Raw genomic sequence first — 17,825 nt, 5'->3', positions numbered from 1 at the left:
GCGGGGCGCGGTCTGGACGGCTGACCAGCAAGACGGCCCATAGGAGGGTCCATGACCGACACGATCCTGCGGATGAGTGGCATCACCAAGACGTTCCCGGGCGTCAAGGCGTTGCAGGATGTGAACCTGGAAGTCCGTAGAGGTGAGATCCACTCGATCTGCGGCGAGAACGGGGCCGGTAAATCGACCCTGATGAAGGTGCTCTCCGGCGTCTACCCGCACGGCACGTACGAGGGTGACATCGAGTTCGACGGTGAGGCCTGCGAGTTCTCCGGTATCCGGGACAGTGAGCACCGCGGCATCGTCATCATCCACCAGGAGCTGGCGCTCGCGTCGAACCTGTCGATCGCGGAGAACATCTTCCTCGGTAACGAGCAGGCCAAGCGGGGTTTCATCGACTGGAACCGGACCAACCACGCGGCGGACGAGCTGCTGCGCCGGGTCGGTCTGGGTGAGAGCGCGGTGACACCGGTCATCGATCTGGGTGTCGGTAAGCAGCAGCTGGTGGAGATCGCGAAGGCGCTCTCCAAGAAGGTGAAGCTGCTGATCCTCGACGAGCCCACCGCCGCTCTCAATGACGAGGATTCCGAGCATCTGCTCGGCCTGCTGCGCGGGCTGCGTGACGAGGGCATCACCTGCGTGATCATCTCGCACAAGCTCAACGAGGTCATGAGCATCTCGGACCGGGTCACGATTCTGCGCGACGGCAAGACGATCTGGACGCAGGAGACCGCGGACCTGACCGAGGACAAGGTCATTTCCGGCATGGTGGGCCGCGATCTGGAGCACCGGTACCCGGAGCACACGCCGAACATCGGCGAGGAGGCTCTGCGGATCGAGGACTGGACCGTTTACAGTCCCATCCAGGCGGATCGGGCTCTGGTTCGTGGCGTCAACATGACGCTGCGCCGTGGTGAGATCGTCGGTCTGGCCGGGCTGATGGGCGCCGGTCGTACCGAGCTGGCGATGAGTGTGTTCGGCCGCTCGTACGGCGTGAACATCTCCGGCAAGCTGATCAAGGACGGTAAAGAAATCCGGGCGCGCAACGTCGCCGAGGCGATCGACAACGGTCTCGCCTATGCGACCGAGGACCGCAAGCGGTACGGCTTGAACCTGATCGAGGACATCAAGCGCAACATCTCCGCTGCCGCGCTCGGCAAGCTCGCCAAGGGCGGCTGGGTCGACGGCAACGAGGAGCACAAGGTCGCCGACGAGTTCCGGGCCAGCATGAACATCAAGGCCCCGACCGTCGAATCCGTTGTCGGCAAGCTGTCCGGCGGTAACCAGCAGAAGGTCGTCCTGTCGAAGTGGATCTTCACGGACCCGGACGTGCTGATCCTCGACGAGCCGACCCGCGGCATCGACGTGGGTGCCAAGTACGAGATCTACACGATCATCAACCGGCTTGCCGACGAGGGCAAAGCCGTTCTGGTCATCAGTTCCGAGTTGCCCGAGCTGCTCGGTATCTGTGACCGCATCTACACCCTCTCAGCCGGGCGGATCACCGGTGAGGTGTCTCGTGCCGAGGCGACGCAGGAGGGTCTGATGACCCTCATGACGAAGGAAGAACAGGAGGTCGCGCCGTGACGGTCGCACCTACCAACGCCGACCTTTCCGTTGGCAAGGGGCCGGCCGCAGCCACTGGTGGCAAGGCGCCCTTGAAGTTCAATTTCAACCTGAAGCAGTCCGGGATCTACATCGCGTTCGCGTTGATCGTGGCGCTGTTCACCGTTCTGACCGGCGGCGACATGCTCGCCCCGCAGAACATCAGCAACATCATCGTGCAGAACTCGTACATCCTGGTTCTGGCGATCGGCATGATCCTGATCATCATCGCCGGGCACATCGACCTCTCGGTCGGCTCGGTGGTGGCCGCGTGTGGCGCGTTCGCCGCGGTCATGATGGTCAACTGGGACCTGCCCTGGCCGGTCGCGGTCATCGGCACCCTGGTCTTCGGCGCGATCATCGGCGCCTGGCAGGGGTACTGGGTCGCCTACTTCGGCATCCCGGCCTTCATCGTCACCCTCGCCGGCATGCTGCTGTTCCGCGCGATCACCCTGATGATCCTGGGCAACAAGGGCATCGGCCCGTTCCCCGAAGAGGTCCGGACCCTCGCGAACGGCTTCACCGACGGCTTCCTCGGCAACATCGCGCTCGGCCCGCTGGGCGGCGCCGACCTGTTCTCCATCATCGTCGGTGTCGCCGTCGTGGTGGCGATGGCGTTCGTGCAGTGGCGCACCCGCACGGCCCGGATCAAATACAACCAGGTCGTCGACCCGCTGTGGCTGTTCATCACCAAGGTCGCCGTCCCGGCGATCCTGATCCTGTTCGTGATCGTGCAGCTGGCCCGGTTCCGTAACCTGCCCTGGGTCCTCGTGCTCCTCGCGGTCCTGGTCGTCGGGTACACCGTGGTCACCAACCGGGCCGTCTTCGGCCGCCAGATCTACGCCGTCGGCGGCAACCTGCAGGCCGCCACGTTGTCCGGCGTCAAGGTCAAGTCGGTCGTGTTCTGGCTGTTCGTCAACATGGGCGTGCTCTCCGCGCTCGCCGGCATCATCTTCGCCGGCCGCCTCAACCAGGCGAACCCGACCGCCGGCAACAGCTTCGAACTCGACGCCATCGCCGCCGCGTTCATCGGTGGCGCGGCCGTCCAGGGCGGCGTCGGCAAGGTCGTCGGCGCCATCACCGGCGGTCTGATCATGGGTGTCATCAACAACGGCATGGGTCTTCTCGGCGCACAGTCGGAGCAGGTCATGCTGGTCAAGGGCGCGGTACTGCTCGCCGCCGTCGCCTTCGACGTCTGGTCCAAGCGGCGCACTGCAAGCACCCGCTGACCACCGTGCCACCCGCAGTAAAAGACGTGCCGTCCTGACAGGGCCTTGGCGGGACGGTGCAACAGGGCCGGCGCTTCGTGAGAAGCGCCGGCCCTATTTTTTTGTGCACTCAGCGGGCGGCGGCGAGGCCGAACGAGGACGGCTTGACGCCAGGGAAGACCGTGGACAGGTCGCCGAAGCCGCAGCGTTTCTGGAGGAGCTCGCCGATCACCGAGCGATAGTCCGTCGTCGCCGCCAGGTCGCCGTCCACCAGGGCCGCCGTGGCGAGCGTCGGCCAGCGGGTGTACACCTTGCCGCCCCGGATGCCGCCGCCCAGCAGGAGCATCGCGTTGCCGTGGCCGTGATCCACGCCGTGCGAGCCGTTCTCCGCGACGCGGCGGCCGAACTCGCTGATCGTCAGGATGGTCACCCGGTTCATCAGGGCAGGGCCGAGATCGGCGGCGAAGGCGGCGAGTGCCGCGGCCAGGTCGGCCAGGTTGTCGTACATGCGCCGGCCCTTGACCGCCGGGCCGAGCGCCTCGTGCATGTCCCAGTCGCCGCAGTCCACTGTCGCGGTGACCAGCCCGGCATTCGACTTGATCAGCCGGGCGACGTCGCGCAGCGCGCCGCCCAGATCGGTCTTCGGATAACCGGCTCCGGCCGCCACCGCGCGGGGTTTGCCCATGGCGGCAAGTGCCCGGTCGGCGGCCCGGGCCGGGGCGGCGAGGTGCGCGGGGGCATCGGCGTACATGGCGCGCAGCGCCGCGGCGATAGGGCGTTTGCCGTCGCCGGCCAGGGTCAGCTCGTCGACGGACCGCATCGAGACGTCGCCGCCGGGACCGGAGAACAAGCGGGCCGGCATGACGTCACCCACCGAGACACCGGCCAGCGGAGCGGTCGCTCCGGTGCCGCCGAGCATCCGGTCCAGCCAGCCGCTGCGGACCGAGGTGCCGGGCGCGGCGTTCTCCATGGCGTCCATCGCGGCGAAGTGCGAGCGGGTCGGGTTGGGCTGGCCGACCGCGTGCACGGCCGCCAGCTTGCCGGCCTTCCAGTGCGGCAGCAGCGGGGCGAGCGCCGGGTGCAGGCCGAACGTGCCGTCACCGGCGATGACCTGGTTCTTCGGAACCGCGATGGTGGGCCGGGCGCGGTAGTAGTCCTGATCGCCGATCGGCGCGACGGCCGACAGACCGTCGAATCCGCCGTGCAGCGAGACCACGACGAGCGTGTCGCCGGAGTACTTCTCGGCAGCGAAGGCGAGATCGACGGACAGACCGGCAGCACCGGCGACCCCGGCCGCCACCCCGCCCAGCACCGAACGACGGCTGACCAGATTGGCGTGCTCGGCACAGGACGGCATGATCACCTCAACTGGAACGACGGTGAGTCCAGGACGAGCGCGATCAGGTACGGCGCGGCACCGGCGAGCGACTTGTCCTTGCTGGTCAGAACAGAGTTCGGCAGCTTCGCGGCGACACTGAGCACGGCCTCGGTGTGCGTGGCCGGCAGACGAGCGCCGATCAGCGCGACGGCGAGCGCGTCGATCAGCGCGCCCCAGGTGGCCGGCAGCACCGGGACCAGCGACTTCAGCAGGTCGGCGGGGCGGGTCAGCTGCGTCGGGTACCACCCGGTGGCCAGGTTCAGGTGCAGGTTGCACCGCTGGACGAATCCGGACGGCGACGACCAGGCCGCGGCGACGTCGGGGTACCCGTTCGGCGGCGCCCACCGGAACGGCGCGTTCCCGGCGTTCACCATCAGGTTGTAGAGCGCGTCCAGTGCCTCGGAGGACGGACCGAGTCCGAGCACCCGGATCGACGCGATCATGTCCTCGAACGGGGTACGGGTCTTCTGGCCGATCGAGGCAGCGAACTCCGGCGACGTGAAGAGGGCGCGCAGCACCGGGACGATCGCGGTGTCGTTCGCCAGGTAGACGTCGGCGAGCCGGTCGACAAGCGCGGCCGGCGGCACGTCGGCGACGAACCGGACGCACAGCTTGGTGGCGATCCGCTTCGCCGTGGCGCGGTGCCGGGCCAGGTGGTCGAGGAGCGCCAGCACGGCCGCCTCGCCGTCGGCCTTCGTGTTGGCGTGGCGGAAACCGACGATCGAGACGGCTCCGGTGGCGTGCTGCGAGGCGTCGTACGCGTACCCGCCCGCCGCGCCCACCGTCATGCCGGTGAGCAGCCGGGACGCCGCCTTCACGTCCGCCTCGGAGTACTCCAGGCCGACGGTGTGCAGCTCCATCAGCTCGCGCGCGTAGTTCTCGTTCGGGTGGGCCTTCGTCGACGACCGCTGATCGAGATAGGTCAGCATCGCCGGGTGGCGGGCGCTGGCCTTGAGCATGTCGGCGAACCGGCCGAAGGCGTGCTTGCGGATCACCTCGGTGTCGTAGTCGCTGCGGGTGTCCCAGACGCCGCTGGACGGGGCCGCCACGTGCAGGTGGTTCGACCAGAACATCACCGTGGACTCGAACAGCTGCCGGTTGCTCCAGGCGGCGCGGGCGATCGCGGCACGGCCCAGTTGACCGAACGCCTCGTACGAGTGGCTGGAGAGCTTCGCGCGTACCGAAGAAGGGGTGGCGCCGGCGAGCGGAAGGCGCTGCAGAAGCCGGTCGGAGGCGGGGTCCGCGATCTTCGCGGGGTTGAGCTGACGATCCAGCCAGCCGTTCACGCCGAGCTTGCGCGCCGCGGCGAGGTCAGCGGGCGTGGCGCCGAAGGTGGCGCGCCGCAGCAGGTGCGCGATCGGGTCGTCGTCCAGGAGCTGAACAGCTGCCGGAGCGGCCGGAGCGGCCTGCGCGACCGCCGGGACCGCCAGGCCGGTGGCAACAAGAGCGGTAGCGGCGAGGACGGTGCGGCGGCTGGTCATGCCAGACGCTTCGGCCCGGACATGAGGTTTCCGCACCCGCGAACCGAGGACTAACCGATCCGCAATCCGCGCGCACCCGTGACCCCGGCAGGCCTGTCGTCGTACGCTCAAAAGCGTGGATCAGGCTGAATCGGTACGTACCCCGTCCTCCTGGGTCGTCGTCGGGCTCGACAACGGCGGCACCTGCAACAACGCTACGGTGCTCGATGCGACCGGGCAGTTTCTCGTCAGCACTCTGGTGGAGAACCCGAGCCGGGTCACCGACGGTCCGGAGCTGGCCGTCGATTCCCTCGCGGCCGCGTTCACCGCGATTCTGGAGCTGACGCAGACGCCGCTGTCGCTGGTGCGGGCGATCGGCCTGGACACACCCGGCCCGGCCAGCGCCCACGGGGTGATCTCCTCGAAAGGCGCGACCAACTTCAACCAGGTCTCCTGGCACGGATTCGACATCCGCGGAGCCCTCGAGGCGCGGCTCGGCATGCCTGTCGTCTACAACAACGACGCCAACGCTGCCGCGCTCTACGCGCATCACCGGCATTTCGGGGCGTCCGCGCTGGAGAAGAGCTCGGTCTCGGCGATCGTCGGCACCGGCCTCGGCGGCGGCGTCGTGGAGAGCGGCAAGGTCATTCGCGGCGCCGCGGGCATGGCGGGCGAACTCGGTCACGTCCAGATCCCGCTGCACGGCGTCCTGGAGGACGGCCAGCCCGTCCCGGTCTGCAACTGCGGCTTCGAGGGCGACGTGGAGAGCATCGCGTCACTGACCGGCATCAAGAAGAACCTGCTGCCCTACTGGCTGACTCGCTTCCCGGATCACCCGCTGGCGGCCGAGCCGGTCGAGAAAGCCGCCAAGCTGCTGCGCGGTTACGGCGAGAAGGACGACCCGCTCGCACTGGCCGTTTTCGGTCAGCAGGCCCGCGCGATCGGCAAGCTCTTCACCATTGCCGCGAACTTCACCGACCCGGACGCCTACTTCCTCGGCGGCGGGGTCGTCGAGGCCGCGCCGCACTTCCGGCAGTGGTTCCTCAACACCGTCCGGGAGAGCACCCAGCTGCGCGACGAGCAGGCCCGGGCGGCCACGTTCGCCCTGGTCCCGGACCTGGACATGGCCGGCGCGCGAGGCGCGGCGGTCGCCGCACTCGACGCGGTCGCCGCGGGTGCGCGCTGATTGTCGGTACGCTTTTTCCGGTACGCCGTCAGGCGGCCGTCTCGTCCTTCAGAGCGGCCGCCACGTCCGGGAACATCGGCAGGTAATCGCTGAGGCCGAGGGTGGCGAACAGCCGCCGCAGAAATCCGGACGGCGCGGCGAGCCGGACCCAGCCGCCGCGCTCGGAGGCCCGGCCGTGCGCGGTGACCAGCACGCCGACGCCCATCGAGTCACAGAAGTCGAGGCCGGCGACGTCGACGACGACGCGCGGTGAGGCGCGCTCGACGAGCCGGCTGAGGTTGGCCTTGAGCGCGGGCGCCGTGTCGATGTCGAGAGAGCCGCGCAGCACGAGAACTGCGGTGTTCGGTGGGTGGTGTGCTACCGAAACCTGCATATAAGTGACTTTCTGGAACGGAACCGGACGGGCTCGCGGGGATCGAGGGTGATGACCACCCTATGCGAGCCCGACCGGTGTCGCTCGTTTGTCAGACGGCGTTGCGCCACTTACGCCCGTTGCGCCCGATCAGCCGATCGGCGTCGGTCGGACCCCACGAAGCGGCCTCGTACGTCGGGATCGGCGAGTTGTCCTTCGCCCAGTGCTCGATGATCGGGTCGACGATTCCCCAGCTGTGCTGAACCTCGTCACTGCGGATGAACAGCGACGCGTCACCGATCAGGGCGTCGAGCAGCAGTCGCTCGTACGCCTCCGGCGACTCCTCCTGGAACGTCTGCTCGTAGGAGAAGTCCATGCTCGCGGTGCGTACCCGGAACGAGTGGCCCGGCACCTTCGCGCCGAACCGCAGCGAGATGCCCTCGTTCGGCTGGATCCGCAGGATCAGCGCGTCGGCGTCCAGCTCGGTGAGCTGGTCGGCCGGGATCGGCAGGTGCGGCGGCCGCTGGAACTGCAGCGCCACCTCGGTGACCCGGGCCGGCAGACGCTTACCGGTACGCACGTAGAACGGCACGCCGGCCCAGCGCCAGTTGTCCACGTTCAGCCGCATCGCGGCGAACGTCTCGGTCCGCGACAGCGGGTCGACGCCGACCTCCTCGCGGTAACCGGCCATCAGCTCCTGACGGGTGCCGCCACGGGTGTACTGACCGCGGACCGCCGCGTCGGCGATGTCCCGGTCGGTGGGCAGCCGGATCGCCTGGAGCAGTTTCACCTTCTCGTTGCGCAGGTTTTCCCCGCCGAACGAGACCGGCGGCTCCATCAGGGCGAGGGCGAGGACCTGGAGCACGTGGTTCTGCACGATGTCGCGCATCGCGCCGGCGCCCTCGTAGAAGCCGCCGCGGGTGCCGACACCGAGGGTCTCGGCGACCGTGATCTGCACGTGGTCGACCCAGGAGCGGTCCCAGATCGGCTGGAAGATCGAGTTGGCGAAGCGCAGGGCCAGCACGTTCTGGACGGTGTCCTTGCCCAGGTAGTGGTCGATGCGGAAGACCTGGCTCTCGTCGAACGCGCTGTGCACGACACCGTCGAGTTCGCGAGCCGTGGCGAGGTCCCGCCCGTACGGCTTCTCGATCACCAGGCGGGAGAAGGTGTTCTCCCGCTCCAGGTTGAGACCGGCGCCGGCCAGACCGTTGATCACCGGCTCGAAGGCGCCGGCCGGGGTGGAGAGGTAGAACAAACGGTTCCCGGACGTGCCACGCTGCGCGTCCAATTCGTCAAGCGTCTCGGCGAGGCGCTTGAAGGTCTCCGGGTCGTCGTAGCCACCCGCGACGTAGCGGATGCCACCTTGCAGCTGGCGCTTCTCGGCCAGGCTGCGTCCGGCCAGCGCGCTTTCCGCGAACTGGTCGTCGCTCATCGGCGTCCGGGCGACGCCGACCAGGGCGAACTGGTCGGGAAGCCGGTTGTGCCGGGCAAGGCTCTCGACGGCCGGGAGCAGCTTACGGCGGGTCAGGTCACCAGAGGCGCCGAAGATCACCAACGTGGCTGGTGGGGCGCTGCGCTCCTGGATGAGCTGCGGTGCGTGGTCCATGGTCTGCGTGTCCTCCGACCGGGTCGTTACCGTCCGTTTGAACCTTACGGCGCTGCCGGGGCCGAGGTTCACATCCATGTCGCGATGCGACCAGGGCCATAGCGAAAAAAGTGGCAAACTGGGCTCAAAGGTCTGGCATCCGAGGGGGACCCGTGAAGTACCGGCTCGTGACCCGTAGCGACTTCGACGGTCTGGTCTGCGCTGTTTTGCTGCGGTTGCTGGACCTCATCGACGACATCAAGTTCGTGCACCCGAAGGACGTGCAGGACGGGGTCGAGGAGATCACCGAACGGGACATTCTCACCAACCTTCCGTACGCCCCCGGCGCGCACATGGTCTTCGATCACCACCACTCGGAGACGCTGCGTAACGAGGGCAACCTGCCGAACCACATCATCGACGCGGACGCGCCGTCGGCAGCCCGGGTGATCTACGAGCACTTCGGGGGGAAACAGCGCTTCCCGCTGGTCTCCGACGACCTGATGCGCGCCGTCGACCAGGCCGACTCGGCGGATTACTCGCTCACCGACATCCTCAGCCCGACCGGCTGGACGCTGCTCAACTTCCTGATGGACAGCCGGACCGGGCTGGGCCGGTTCCGCAACTTCCGGATCTCGAACTACCAGCTGATGATGCAGCTCATCGACGCCTGCATCGAGCACCAGGACGTCCACGAGATCCTCTCCCTGCCGGACGTCGCGGAGCGCGCCCAGCTCTTCCACGACTGCTCGGCGCGGTTCGTGGAGCAGCTGCACCGGGTCTGCCGGCTCGACGGCGACGTGGTCGTTGTCGATCTGCGCGACGAGGAGCTGATCGAGGCCGGCAACCGCTTCATGGTGTACGCGCTGTTCCCGGAGGCCCGGGTCTCGGTGCACATCATCTGGGGCCGGCAGAAGCTGAACACGGTGTTCGCCTGCGGGAAGTCGATCCTCGACCGCAGCTCGCCGGTGGATATCGGCGAGGTGATGCTGGGTTACGGCGGCGGCGGGCACATCGCGGCCGGCACCTGCCAGGTCCCGCACGACGTGTCCGACCGGGTGGAGCGCGAGATCATCGATGCGCTGCGCACCGAGCGGGTCGTCAGCGTCTGATCCGGCCTCCGATTGGTGAAGGGCGGACGGGGTTGCCCCCGCCCGCCCTGCGCGCGGATCACGGGCCTTGCCCGGGGCCCCACCCGCCGGTCGTGGTTCGCGCCCCACGCGCTTACCCACGACACCCTCACGCCCACCCGCGTGAGGTTTCCCGCTCGCAGGCCCGGCCTGCGTCGGAGTCTCTGTCAGCCCTTGAAGGCCCACTTGCTGGTGCCGGCGCCGACCGGTTCTTTGCCGGTGCCGGTCCCGAGCTCGTTCTCATCAGGCTCGGAGGGTGAGTCCGGCTCCTCCTCGGCACGGTGCCGGTTGCTCCCGCCGTCGTGCCGGTTGCGGAGCATGACCCAGCCGCAGCCGAGCAGGGCGAGCGCGGCGACCACCCAGCCGGCGATCGACATCACCGAGGGGCCGTTCTGCTCCTCGAGGATCTCGTTGAACGCGGCCTGCTCCTGCGCGGTGAGCGCAGCGGGATCGGCCGGTGCGGCAGCCCCGTGGTGGGTGGTGGTGGCCGTGCCGTCGGACGGCGTCAGCGTCAGCGAGGCCGGCGGCATCGCCGGGGCGGCCGAGCCGTCGGCGAGCTTCGCGTCCACGGCGAAACGCACCGAGCTCAGCGTCGGCAGCGGGCCGACCGCCACTGTCAGATCGGCCGAGCCGCCCGGAGCGATCGACTTTCCGCCGACCGCGATCCAGGTGATCGCGCTCGGCGCCTCGTCGACAGGCGTCCCGTTGTGGATCGAGGTGAGCGGCTGGCTCAGCTTCTGCCACACGATCTTGGGCGCCCAGTCGTCCACCGACAGCGGATAGACCTCCGCGATCGGCGTGTCCGCCGGGATCCGCAGCGTCACCTCGGTGATCGGCGCGTCGCCCTCGTTGGTGACCTTGAAGGTCAGGTTCTGTCCGCTTCCCTGCGGCACGCTCGCCGGACTCACCGTCACGTCGGCCACGGCCGGGCCGGCGGTCGAGAGTACGGCGGCAGCGGTCACCGCGGTCAACGCGCCCGCACGGCGGGCGATCCCCAGATGCCTCACGACATGTAGTTCGGATCACCGGCCAGGATGGTTCAACGACGGCCCGGAAGTTTTCGAGATCGTTTCTCGTACCCGATGATGGACGTATGCGAGACGTTTCCATCGGTAGCGACATGATCCGGCTGGGCCAGTTCCTCAAACTGGCCGATCTCATCGAGACCGGAGGCGAGGCCAAGATCGTCATTGCCTCCGGCGATGTGACGGTGAACGGCGAGGTCGACGTCCGCCGGGGCCGCCAGCTGCACCCCGGCGACGTGGTCGAGGTCCTGGGACGCGAGGCCAGGGTCGCCGTCTGACGGTTCCAGGGCTCGTTCAGGGGAAAATCCGAAGCGGGACGGAACCGGCGTGACGGTCGTCTCGTCGTACCCAGCATGACCCGAACCCGCGGCCTCCTGACCGCCGCCGCCATCCCCATGCTGATGCTGGGCGCCTGCGCCCAGCCCGGTGCCGCCGGTGACGCCGGCGCACCGGGCAAGTCCGATCCGGTGACCGAGAGCGTCACCGCACCCTCCGCCGACGACCTGGTGCTGCGCGTGCAGTACCGGGGCGGCTTCGTCCCCCCGCAGTTCCTGATCGGCCGGCTCCCGCTGGTCAGCGTCTACGCCGACGGCCGGGTGATCACCGAGGGCCCGACCACGCTGATCTATCCGGGCCCGGCGCTGCCCAACCTCCAGGTCGCCCGGATCACGCCGGAGGAGGTCAAGCAGCTGGCCGCCGAGGCGGCCGGTGCGGGCGTGGAGACCGGCGCCGATTTCGGTACGCCCAACGTCGCCGACATCCCGAGCACCCGCGTCAGCGTGGTGACCGGGTACGGCACCCAGAGCGTCGACGTGGTGGCGCTCAACGAGGCGCAGCCCGACGACAGCTCGCTCACCGCGGCGAACCAGGCGGCACGCAAGAAGCTGAAGACCTTCGTCGACAAGCTCACCAGCCTCGGCGCCGAGTCACAGCCGTACGCCCCGGAGGAGATCGCCGCGATCGCCCAGGCCTGGACCGACCCGGGTGACGGCCTTGCCGGCAAGCCGGTGACCTGGCCCGGCCCGCAGCTGCCGGGGGAGTACCTGAACAAGACCGTCGCGATCCGCTGCCTGGCCGTCACCGGCGCGGAGAAGGACGCGGTCCTGGCCGCCGCCGAGAAGGCGAACCAGCAGACGCCGTGGGCGTCCGGCGGCAAACAGTGGTCGGTGACCTTCCGGCCGCTGCTGCCCGACGAGTCAGGCTGCGAGTCCCTGCGGAGCGCTGAGTGAGCCCTTTCGACGACCCGTTCGAGTTCGAGGCGTTCGACGCGGCCGGGCCGGAGCCGGCTCCAGCCCGGCCGCGCTGCCGCAGCCGCTGGTTCACGGTCCGCGGCCGCCGCAGGCCGCGCCGTTAGACGTGCTGTCGTCCTCCGGGGCCCGGGTCGCCCCGGAGGACGACATCGCGGTCACACCGCATGGTGGGCCGGTTGGGGTGCCGCCGGGTGCCGGTCCGGCAGTTTGACGCTCGGGTGATCGGGCAGCGCCGGCGCGTTGACGAGATGTGCCTGGATGAAGGCTTCGGCCAGCTTGTCGCCGTGCACCTTCAGGGGCGGCTCGGTGTGGTGTTCTTCAGCCATGGGCTCATGGTCGACCCACAGGGTTGCGATTTTCTGGTTTTAAGCAGCCTGTTGCGGGTTTTACGCAGCCTGGCCGCTCTGGGCCGCGTGCGCGATGGCCCGCCGCAGCACCGCGACGGAGACAGTGAGGTCGCCGGCCATGTCGGTGAGGCCCAGTTCGATCCACTCGCGGACCAGCTGCGAGTACGGCACTCCGGCCTGATCGGCGGCGGCACGCACCCGCTGGGCGAGAGCCGGCGGCACCCGCACGCCGAGCGGCACCATCGGCTCGGCCTCCGGAACCGGGGGCAGGCTCACCCGGGCCGCCGGGTCGTAGGTGACCGTGCCGGCGGCGAAGGCGACCGCCGCCGCGCTGAGCTGTTCGTCGGTGTACTGCCTGGTCATGATGCCTCCCACGCCTCGAACCGAGCCAACTCGTCCGGTGTCATCTCGCGGGCGCCGATGATCTGCTGCTGGTGCCCGCCGAGAAGTCGCACCGCGACGACCAGAGCCCGGCCGGTCTCGGTCCGGCCGCTGATCGTCAGGAAGTGAACTCCGGCGCTCTCCGCGGCCAGCGGAAGCCGCTGTTTCGCGGAGAGAACCTGGGTCACTTCCCACGTCTCGACGTCACGCAGGGCAGCCAGTGCCGCTGTCAGCCACTCGTACCCCACACCCCCAGCGTAAAACGTTCGTCAGACAGCGTCGAGGCCCGGTCGGACGAACCGGCCGGGCCCCGAGGATGAGACAGCGGGTCAGTGGACTTCGAGCAGGTCCACCACGAAGACCAGGGTCTCGTTCGGCTTGATGGCGCCGGCCGCTCCGCGCTCTCCGTAACCCAGGTGCGGCGGGATGACGAGGCGGCGGCGGCCGCCGACCTTCATGCCGGCCACGCCCTCGTCCCAGCCCTGGATGACCTGCTGGCCGGCGACCCGGAAGCCGAAGGCCTCGCCGCGGTTGTAGGAGGCGTCGAACTCCTTGCCGGTGGACTGGGCGACGCCGACGTAGTGGACGCTGACGAAATCGCCGGCCTTCGCCTCCTGGCCCTCGCCCTCGACGATGTCCTCGATCAGCAGTTCGCTGGCGGGGGCGTCGGGGATGGGGCCGACGTCAGGCTTGTTCATGAATCCTCCTGAGTTCTTACCGGACATCGGCCATGCAATCACAGCTTTGCCCCGGCTGAACGAGCGGTGCCCGAAGTACGTACCCCCGGGTGGCCGGGAATCCCCGGCTGGAGTCTGCCCAGGAGAGTCCTCGTGTACGTCCGCCTCCTCACCGCCGCCGGGCTGCTCGCCCTCGCGTCAGTGCCTGCCCTGCCTGCCGCCGCGCTCGCGCACGGCTCGCCGGTCACCCCGATCAGCCGGACCGCCGCCTGCGGCGGCAACGGCAGCAAGACCAGCGCGGCGGCCTGCGTCGCGGCGCGCAAGGCCACCGGTGGGCGATTGGGGGCGTACGACAATCTGCGCCTCGCGAACGTGAACGGCAACGACCGCGAGCGGGTGCCGGACGGTGAGCTGTGCAGCGGCGGGATCGCGCTGTACAAGGGCCTCGACCTGGCCCGGGAGGACTTCCCGTCGACCGAGGTGGAATCCGGTCAGCGGCTGTCCGTCTCCTATCGGGGGACGATCCCGCACGAGGGCAGTTTCCGGATCTACCTGACCCGGGCGGGTTACGACCCGGCGAAGAAACTGACGTGGGACGACCTCGGGACGGAGCCGCTCGCGGACATCAAGGACCCGCCGCTGACCGGCGGCGCGTACCGGATGAGGGTGAAGCTGCCGGAACGGACCGGGCGGCAGATCCTCTATGTGGTCTGGGAGACGTCCAGCACGCCGGACACCTACTACTCCTGTTCCGATCTGGTGTTCCCGGAGCCGGCCGTGAAGAAGGCGGCCGTGAAGAAGACGACAGCACCGCCGGTGGTGAAGAAGACCACAGCGGCGCCGGCGCCGGTGCAGGAGACGACTCCGGCGGAGGCAGCGCCGTCGGAAGAACCGGCCGTGATCGGCGCGGCCCCGGCGAGCGCGGACACCACCATGGTGAATATCGGTCACTGGCTGATTTTGGGAGCGCTCACAGCAGCTGCCCTGGTCGCGGCCGGTGCGGGACTGAATCGAGCACGTCGTCGCAAAAACGGTTGAACCGCCGGTGTGTGGATCTCGTACTGACGGGCGTCGACAATGCACCGCCCGTCAGGCCCCCCGAATTGACGACGAAAGGCCCAGCATGAGTCGTGTTCGTTACCGCGCCCCGAGGAGCCCCTGGCTCTCCCGCCGCCGGGTCCTCGCCCTCGCCGCGACCGGCGTCGGTGTCTCGGCAGTGTCCGTGGCCGGACTGAGCCTCGCCGGAGAGAACGGCGACGACAAGGAGAAGGGTAAGCCACTGGTGCTATCCCTCCGCGACGCGAACAAGGGCACCTTCGACGTCTTCTCCGGCGAGAAGCGGCTGACCATCACCGACAAGAAGCTCGCCGCCCAGCTGCTCAAAGCAGCCGGCCGCTAACGCAGAGAGGAGTACCCGACCATGTCTTCACACCGCGAAGCGCCGGAGATCAGCAAAGACCCGGTGGCCGACAGCTCCGACCTGTACGCCTTCGTCAGCCCGGACGACCCCGACACGGTGACGCTGATCGCGAACTACGTCCCGCTGCAGCTCCCGGCGAGCGGACCGAACTTCTTCGAGTTCGGCGACGACGTCCTCTACGAGATCCACATCGATGCGAACGGGGACGCCCGCCCGGACGTCACGTACCAGTTCCGTTTCCGTACCGAGCTGCGCAACGACCGGACCTTCCTGTACAACACCGGCCCGATCGAGTCTCTCGACAGCGAGAACTGGAACCGGCGGCAGTTCTACTCGGTCACCAAGGTCGACTCGCACGGCAAGAGCACGGTCCTGGCGAAGAGCCTGCCCTGCCCGCCCTGCAACGTCGGACCGCTCTCGATCCCCGATTACGAGAAGCTGGCCGAGGACGCGGTGCACAAGCTGAAGTCCGGCGAGAAGGTCTTCGCCGGCCAGCGCGCCGACGCGTTCTTCGTCGACCTGGGCTCGATCTTCGACCTGGGCACGCTGCGCCCGTTCCAGGACAAGCACCTGGTCGGCCAGAACCTGTTCAACTACGCCGGCAAGGCGGTCAACGCCACCGACAAGACCAACGTGCACAGCATCGCGGTCCAGATCCCGCTGCACATGGTCCGCCGGGACGGCAAGAAGCGGGTACGCGGACGCGACGCCGGCGCGGTCATCGGCGTGTGGACGTCGGCCAGCCGCCGCCAGGTCGAGGTACGCGGCGACTCCGAGGGCGCCGACGTCGTGGTCGGCCCGCAGGTCCAGGTGTCCCGGCTCGGCAACCCGCTGTTCAACGAGGTCATCGTCCCGATGGCGGAGAAGGACAAGTGGAACAGCCTGCCGCCGAGCGAGGACAAGCGCTTCGCCGAGTTCGTCGCGACCCCGGAGCTCGGCGCGCTGCTGCCGGTGCTCTACCCGGGTCTGTTCGACAAGCTGGACGCGCTGAACAAGACCAAGGAGCCGCGCGCCGACCTGCTGGCGATCCTGCTGACCGGCATCCCGGACGGGATCATCGACGGCTTCCAGAACAACACCGGCAAGCTGCAGGCCGACATGCTGCGGCTCAACACCGCCATCCCGCCGGCCGACAAGGAGAACAAGTTCGGCGTGGTCGGCGGTGATCTGGCCGGTTTCCCGAACGGCCGCCGGATCGCCGACGACGTCGTCTCGATCTCGCTGCGGGCCATCGCCGGTGTCACGGTGCCGCTGGTGAACGCCGACTTCGAGCCGGACGCCGCGGCAGCCCTGGTCGAGCAGGGACTGAGCATCAAGGACGCCAGCGCCGGACTGCTGAAGAAGTTCCCGTTCCTCGGCACCCCCTTCGACGGATTCGGAAACCCCTCGTGACTCACGCACACGGTCACCCGCATCACCACCACACCCTCGCCCCCTCCGGGCAGGGCACCGTGATGCTGAACATCGGTGGCGACATCGGCGCGCTGATCATCTCGACGCCGGGCCACCTGCACGGCCACGAGATCGAGGTGAGCCCGGCCGGCAAGCCGGATCGGCGTACGCACGCCGCCGTCCGGGCCCGTTACGTCCGCGGCGGAGTCACCTTCTGTGTGGTCATCGACGCCCTTCCGCAGGGCCGTTACCTGATCTGGCAGCAGGGTGACACGCCGCTCGCCGAGGTCGAGGTACGCGGCGGCTCGGTCGCCGAGTACACCTGGCCGGTGACGGCCGTCCCCGGGCGGACGCCGGTTCCGGTCTAGTCTGGACGGTATGGCAGGCGGCCGGCCCTGGGGTCCCGCGGGGCCCGGGGCGGACATCCCGGTTCACGTCAGGTTGCGCACGACCGACGTGGACGAGGCGCGGGCGTTCTGCCGCAAGCTCTACTACGGCCCGCTGCGGATCGAGCCGGTCGGCGACGCGTCCACGTTCCTGTTCAGCGCGGACGTGGTGCTGCTCGGCCCGATCACGCTCGGCGAGGTCGGTTACGGCACCGACATCAGGCTGTCGATCGGTGCGCTGGAGACGTCGTACCACGTGCTGATGCCGCTGACCGGGATGCTCCGGTCGCGGCATCGGGGCACGGTGGTCTACGCCGACCCGACCCGTGCCGCTGTCTACCGGCCGACCGGCGACATCGAGCTGGACTGGCCGGGCACCTGCCGGCTGCTCAGCGTCAAGGTGGACCGGTCCGCGCTGGAACGGGAACTGGACGCGGCACTCGACCAGCGGGTGGTCTCGCCGCTCCCGCTCGGCGCCAGTTTCGACCTGGTGGACGGCCCGGGGCGGACCTGGGCGGCGCTGGTCCGGCTGCTGCTCAGCGAGCTGCGCGGCCCGGACGCCCTGGCCAGCCGCCCCCGGATGGCGGCCCGGTGGCGGGACATGGTGGTCAGCGGGCTCGCGCTGAGCGTCGAGCACCCGTACGGCGAGGAGCCGGCCGGCCTGCAGGGCCCGTACCGTCCCCGCACGGTGAAACGGGCCCTCGACGTGATGCACGCCGAGCCGTGGCGGCCGTACACGATCGGGGACCTCGCGACGGTGGCCGGTGTCGGCGTCCGGGTGCTCCAGGAGTCGTTCCGGCAGCACGTCGGGATGCCGCCGCTCACCTACCTGCGGCGGCTGCGCCTCGACGGGGTGCACGCCGAGCTGTCCCGGTCCGATCCGGGGCAGTCCAGCGTCAGCGAGATCGCGTACCGATGGGGTTTCACCCATCTGGGCCGGTTCGCCGGCGCGTACCGCGAGCGGTTCGGGGTTTCCCCGTCACACACCCTGCGCGGCCGCGGCTGACATCAACCCGCCGCGGCTGACATCAACCCGCCGCGGC

At 69.0% G+C, this 17,825-nt stretch carries 21 protein-coding genes; 12 read left to right on the top strand and 9 right to left on the bottom strand.

What is annotated here, in order from left to right; translation table 11 throughout:
• The first annotated feature begins 51 nt into the window (after positions 1 to 51).
• Both mmsA and mmsB read left to right on the top strand, forming a co-directional pair.
• Positions 52 to 1,587 carry a multiple monosaccharide ABC transporter ATP-binding protein gene (gene mmsA / locus ACQP2E_RS23950; protein ID WP_433825178.1) on the top strand — a complete coding sequence of 512 codons (1,536 nt, stop codon included), beginning with the start codon at positions 52 to 54 and terminating at the stop codon, positions 1,585 to 1,587.
• Positions 1,584 to 2,834, top strand: coding sequence for a multiple monosaccharide ABC transporter permease (mmsB, locus tag ACQP2E_RS23945; RefSeq protein ID WP_433825177.1), 1,251 nt, complete (start codon positions 1,584 to 1,586; stop codon positions 2,832 to 2,834). The genes mmsA and mmsB overlap by 4 nt, the downstream gene beginning before the upstream one ends.
• A gap of 109 nt (positions 2,835 to 2,943) precedes the next feature.
• On the opposite strand, the gene ACQP2E_RS23940 is transcribed toward mmsB, so the two are convergent.
• Positions 2,944 to 4,170, bottom strand: a complete 1,227-nt coding sequence (locus ACQP2E_RS23940; RefSeq protein WP_433825176.1) for a DUF1501 domain-containing protein — start codon at positions 4,168 to 4,170, stop codon at positions 2,944 to 2,946.
• A 2-nt stretch (positions 4,171 to 4,172) separates the two neighbouring features.
• A complete protein-coding gene (locus ACQP2E_RS23935) occupies positions 4,173 to 5,672 on the bottom strand; it encodes a DUF1800 domain-containing protein (RefSeq protein ID WP_433825175.1) in 1,500 nt (499 codons plus the stop codon).
• 115 nt (positions 5,673 to 5,787) lie between these two features.
• On the opposite strand from ACQP2E_RS23935, the gene ACQP2E_RS23930 reads away from it, so the two are divergent.
• Positions 5,788 to 6,837 (top strand): ROK family protein, encoded by a 1,050-nt coding sequence (locus tag ACQP2E_RS23930; protein WP_433825174.1) that lies wholly within the window; start codon positions 5,788 to 5,790, stop codon positions 6,835 to 6,837.
• A gap of 28 nt (positions 6,838 to 6,865) precedes the next feature.
• Here the strand turns inward: ACQP2E_RS23930 and ACQP2E_RS23925 are convergent, their stop codons facing one another.
• Together ACQP2E_RS23925 and zwf are read right to left on the bottom strand one after the other, a co-directional pair.
• Positions 6,866 to 7,210 carry an STAS domain-containing protein gene (locus ACQP2E_RS23925; RefSeq protein WP_433825173.1) on the bottom strand — a complete coding sequence of 115 codons (345 nt, stop codon included), beginning with the start codon at positions 7,208 to 7,210 and terminating at the stop codon, positions 6,866 to 6,868.
• 91 nt (positions 7,211 to 7,301) lie between these two features.
• Positions 7,302 to 8,795 carry a glucose-6-phosphate dehydrogenase gene (gene zwf / locus ACQP2E_RS23920; RefSeq protein ID WP_433825172.1) on the bottom strand — a complete coding sequence of 498 codons (1,494 nt, stop codon included), beginning with the start codon at positions 8,793 to 8,795 and terminating at the stop codon, positions 7,302 to 7,304.
• A 152-nt stretch (positions 8,796 to 8,947) separates the two neighbouring features.
• Between zwf and ACQP2E_RS23915 the strand changes: the two genes are divergently transcribed.
• Positions 8,948 to 9,886 carry an exopolyphosphatase gene (locus ACQP2E_RS23915; protein WP_433825171.1) on the top strand — a complete coding sequence of 313 codons (939 nt, stop codon included), beginning with the start codon at positions 8,948 to 8,950 and terminating at the stop codon, positions 9,884 to 9,886.
• A 185-nt stretch (positions 9,887 to 10,071) separates the two neighbouring features.
• Here ACQP2E_RS23915 and ACQP2E_RS23910 read toward each other — a convergent pair whose 3' ends face one another.
• Positions 10,072 to 10,911, bottom strand: coding sequence for a DUF1775 domain-containing protein (locus ACQP2E_RS23910; RefSeq protein WP_433825170.1), 840 nt, complete (start codon positions 10,909 to 10,911; stop codon positions 10,072 to 10,074).
• Between the two features lie 86 nt (positions 10,912 to 10,997).
• Between ACQP2E_RS23910 and ACQP2E_RS23905 the strand changes: the two genes are divergently transcribed.
• The 3 genes from ACQP2E_RS23905 to ACQP2E_RS23895 all read left to right on the top strand — a co-directional run bounded on the left by ACQP2E_RS23905 (position 10,998) and on the right by ACQP2E_RS23895 (position 12,283).
• Positions 10,998 to 11,207: an RNA-binding S4 domain-containing protein gene (locus tag ACQP2E_RS23905; protein ID WP_433825169.1), complete on the top strand. Its 210-nt coding sequence runs from the start codon at positions 10,998 to 11,000 to the stop codon at positions 11,205 to 11,207.
• A gap of 75 nt (positions 11,208 to 11,282) precedes the next feature.
• Positions 11,283 to 12,158 carry a hypothetical protein gene (locus tag ACQP2E_RS23900; RefSeq protein ID WP_433825168.1) on the top strand — a complete coding sequence of 292 codons (876 nt, stop codon included), beginning with the start codon at positions 11,283 to 11,285 and terminating at the stop codon, positions 12,156 to 12,158.
• Positions 12,155 to 12,283: a hypothetical protein gene (locus tag ACQP2E_RS23895; RefSeq protein ID WP_433825167.1), complete on the top strand. Its 129-nt coding sequence runs from the start codon at positions 12,155 to 12,157 to the stop codon at positions 12,281 to 12,283. Before ACQP2E_RS23900 ends, ACQP2E_RS23895 begins: the two co-directional genes overlap by 4 nt.
• 51 nt (positions 12,284 to 12,334) lie before the next feature.
• Here the strand turns inward: ACQP2E_RS23895 and ACQP2E_RS23890 are convergent, their stop codons facing one another.
• The 4 genes from ACQP2E_RS23890 to ACQP2E_RS23875 form a co-directional block, all read right to left on the bottom strand.
• Positions 12,335 to 12,505 (bottom strand): hypothetical protein, encoded by a 171-nt coding sequence (locus ACQP2E_RS23890; RefSeq protein ID WP_433825166.1) that lies wholly within the window; start codon positions 12,503 to 12,505, stop codon positions 12,335 to 12,337.
• A 60-nt stretch (positions 12,506 to 12,565) separates the two neighbouring features.
• Entirely contained in the window at positions 12,566 to 12,889 is a 324-nt protein-coding gene (locus tag ACQP2E_RS23885) for a hypothetical protein (RefSeq protein ID WP_111653130.1), read from the bottom strand.
• Positions 12,886 to 13,155, bottom strand: coding sequence for a hypothetical protein (locus ACQP2E_RS23880; RefSeq protein WP_111653062.1), 270 nt, complete (start codon positions 13,153 to 13,155; stop codon positions 12,886 to 12,888). Before ACQP2E_RS23880 ends, ACQP2E_RS23885 begins: the two co-directional genes overlap by 4 nt.
• A gap of 81 nt (positions 13,156 to 13,236) precedes the next feature.
• Complete coding sequence (locus tag ACQP2E_RS23875) at positions 13,237 to 13,605, bottom strand: FKBP-type peptidyl-prolyl cis-trans isomerase (protein WP_433825165.1); 369 nt, start codon at positions 13,603 to 13,605, stop codon at positions 13,237 to 13,239.
• A gap of 132 nt (positions 13,606 to 13,737) precedes the next feature.
• Between ACQP2E_RS23875 and ACQP2E_RS23870 the strand changes: the two genes are divergently transcribed.
• From ACQP2E_RS23870 to ACQP2E_RS23850, 5 genes are all read left to right on the top strand, one after another.
• Positions 13,738 to 14,622 (top strand): lytic polysaccharide monooxygenase, encoded by an 885-nt coding sequence (locus tag ACQP2E_RS23870; RefSeq protein ID WP_433825164.1) that lies wholly within the window; start codon positions 13,738 to 13,740, stop codon positions 14,620 to 14,622.
• An 85-nt stretch (positions 14,623 to 14,707) separates the two neighbouring features.
• Positions 14,708 to 14,983 carry a hypothetical protein gene (locus ACQP2E_RS23865; protein ID WP_433825163.1) on the top strand — a complete coding sequence of 92 codons (276 nt, stop codon included), beginning with the start codon at positions 14,708 to 14,710 and terminating at the stop codon, positions 14,981 to 14,983.
• 21 nt (positions 14,984 to 15,004) lie between these two features.
• Positions 15,005 to 16,396 (top strand): DUF4331 domain-containing protein, encoded by a 1,392-nt coding sequence (locus ACQP2E_RS23860; RefSeq protein WP_433825162.1) that lies wholly within the window; start codon positions 15,005 to 15,007, stop codon positions 16,394 to 16,396.
• Positions 16,393 to 16,764, top strand: a complete 372-nt coding sequence (locus ACQP2E_RS23855; RefSeq protein ID WP_433825161.1) for a phospholipase — start codon at positions 16,393 to 16,395, stop codon at positions 16,762 to 16,764. The genes ACQP2E_RS23860 and ACQP2E_RS23855 overlap by 4 nt, the downstream gene beginning before the upstream one ends.
• A 10-nt stretch (positions 16,765 to 16,774) precedes the next feature.
• Positions 16,775 to 17,788 (top strand): AraC family transcriptional regulator, encoded by a 1,014-nt coding sequence (locus tag ACQP2E_RS23850; protein ID WP_433825160.1) that lies wholly within the window; start codon positions 16,775 to 16,777, stop codon positions 17,786 to 17,788.
• Positions 17,789 to 17,825: the final 37 nt, after the last annotated feature.

Origin of the sequence: Actinoplanes sp. CA-015351 (assembly GCF_050955685.1) — a bacterium.
Classification (GTDB): Bacteria; Actinomycetota; Actinomycetes; order Mycobacteriales; family Micromonosporaceae; genus Actinoplanes.
The sequence above is the reverse complement of the archived record's forward strand: the minus strand, read 5'-3'. Positions and strand labels throughout refer to the sequence as shown.